The organism is Mycetohabitans sp. B2 (assembly GCF_021733735.1).
In the GTDB taxonomy this organism is placed as follows: domain Bacteria; phylum Pseudomonadota; class Gammaproteobacteria; order Burkholderiales; family Burkholderiaceae; genus Mycetohabitans; species Mycetohabitans rhizoxinica.
The window spans coordinates 1-1,490 of sequence record NZ_JAHKSP010000025.1; the positions used below are offsets into that span (position 1 = coordinate 1).

Here is a 1,490-nt window from a genome sequence, read left to right on the forward strand (position 1 = left end):
TCGCTCAAGCTGCCTGGATTTTAACCAGAGGATGCACTATGTCACACGACTCCCGCGGCGTGCGCGAAACACGAACACATGCATGAACCGACCCCGGAAAGCTGGACGCTAACCTCTCGGGGGGGTATGGGCAGGTACACCGAGCAGCAGAAGCTGCGAGTCGTTGAGGATTATTTGTCGGGTCAGTCGGGCCTGAAGACTGTCGCCAAGCGGCATGATGTCGATATTTCTGCGGTGCGCAGCTGGGTGGCGGCATATCGCGAACATGGGGACCCGTCCTGATTCCTGGGCTCCGAGTTTGACAGAGATGAACCTCCATCATATTATGACCATATGGTCATTTTTAATGGTTGAGATCCTCGTGAAAACCTTTACTGTCGTTGAAGCCAAGTCTCATTTCTCAGCCCTGTTGGTTGAGATAGAGGCCGGCGAGGAAATTGCTATCACCCGCCATGGGAAAATTGTGGCGCGGATGGTCCCCAATCACCCAAGCGTCGCGGCCGACGCTTTCCGTGACTTCTGGTCAAGCCAGGATGATATTGATCTGCAAGCTCCGGAGGATAGCCCAGCCGAGACCGTAGCCTCGATGGACAATTAGTCCATGGCCGCGCTCTACCTGCTGGATACCAACATTTTGATTGTCGCTTTGAAAGGGCATCCAGACATACAGCAGCGGCTAGAAACTCTGCCGCTCAGTAGCATGCGCCTATCGGTGATTGTGCTTGGAGAGTTGGAATTTGGCGCGGAGAAAAGCGCTCATAGTGAGCGCAACCGCGCCCGTCTCGCCACTCTGGCGCAACGGCTGCCCCTCGTTGGCTTCGATGCTGAGACCACCCGCTACTATGCGCGGGTGAGGGCCTTTCTAGAGCGGCAAGGAACTCCAATCGGGGCCAATGACACATGGATCGCAGCACAGGCGCTAGCCATCAAAGCCACACTTGTAACGGATAACGAACGCGAGTTTTCCCGCGTGCCGGATCTGTCACTAGAAAACTGGCTGGCAAGAGGGCAATGAAGTCGCGAATTCACTTCCTGACCTAGATTGATCGGAGCTTGATAATATCTGGGATGATTAGAGCTGGGTGTGAAAAATTTTAAACGGGCTTAGGGAGTGTCATTAATTCAAAAAAACGACAGAGGCGGCCAAGTAGATGGCACCAAGGAAGGCCGAAGCAGTCTGAAATGCCTCGGGTTTGGCGGACGCTCGTATTCTTGAGAGAATCGAGCCGTGAACAAGAAGCCAAGCAAGTTTTCTCCGGAAGTCCGAGAGCGCGTAGTGCGCCTGGTGCGCGAGCAGCGTAGCGAGTCGGACCTGAACAATTTACCAAGGCTTGTGCAGCAAGGCACGGAAGCTGAAACGGTATTGTGGAAATTGCAAGAGGCAGGCATATTGGTGTGAGTTTCCTGCAAATTTCGACGAGGGTTGAATTGTATTAGCTGGAACTCGATCTGACAGGTAGTTGGACCGATAGTGTGGAGGCGATCAATGC

General features: G+C 53.8%; 4 protein-coding genes. All 4 read left to right on the forward strand.

The features are described from left to right. Positions 1-78 precede the first annotated feature (78 nt). Complete coding sequence (locus KPG66_RS05835; RefSeq protein ID WP_442929413.1) at positions 79-282, forward strand: transposase; 204 nt, start codon at positions 79-81, stop codon at positions 280-282. Positions 283-346: 64 nt separating this feature from the next. Beyond that, positions 347-598, forward strand: coding sequence for a type II toxin-antitoxin system Phd/YefM family antitoxin (locus KPG66_RS05840; protein ID WP_237070247.1), 252 nt, complete (start codon positions 347-349; stop codon positions 596-598). A 3-nt stretch (positions 599-601) separates the two neighbouring features. Continuing rightward, positions 602-1,015, forward strand: coding sequence for a PIN domain-containing protein (locus tag KPG66_RS05845; RefSeq protein WP_237070248.1), 414 nt, complete (start codon positions 602-604; stop codon positions 1,013-1,015). A 213-nt stretch (positions 1,016-1,228) separates the two neighbouring features. Further along, positions 1,229-1,399, forward strand: coding sequence for a hypothetical protein (locus KPG66_RS05850; RefSeq protein ID WP_013435067.1), 171 nt, complete (start codon positions 1,229-1,231; stop codon positions 1,397-1,399). Positions 1,400-1,490: the final 91 nt, after the last annotated feature.

Bases quoted from the DNA above. Each gene is read 5' to 3' on its own strand.
- KPG66_RS05835 (WP_442929413.1), top strand. From the start codon at position 79: ATGCATGAACCGACCCCGGAAAGCTGGACGCTAACCTCTCGGGGGGGT.
- KPG66_RS05840 (WP_237070247.1), top strand. From the start codon at position 347: ATGGTTGAGATCCTCGTGAAAACCTTTACTGTCGTTGAAGCCAAGTCT.
- KPG66_RS05845 (WP_237070248.1), top strand. From the start codon at position 602: ATGGCCGCGCTCTACCTGCTGGATACCAACATTTTGATTGTCGCTTTG.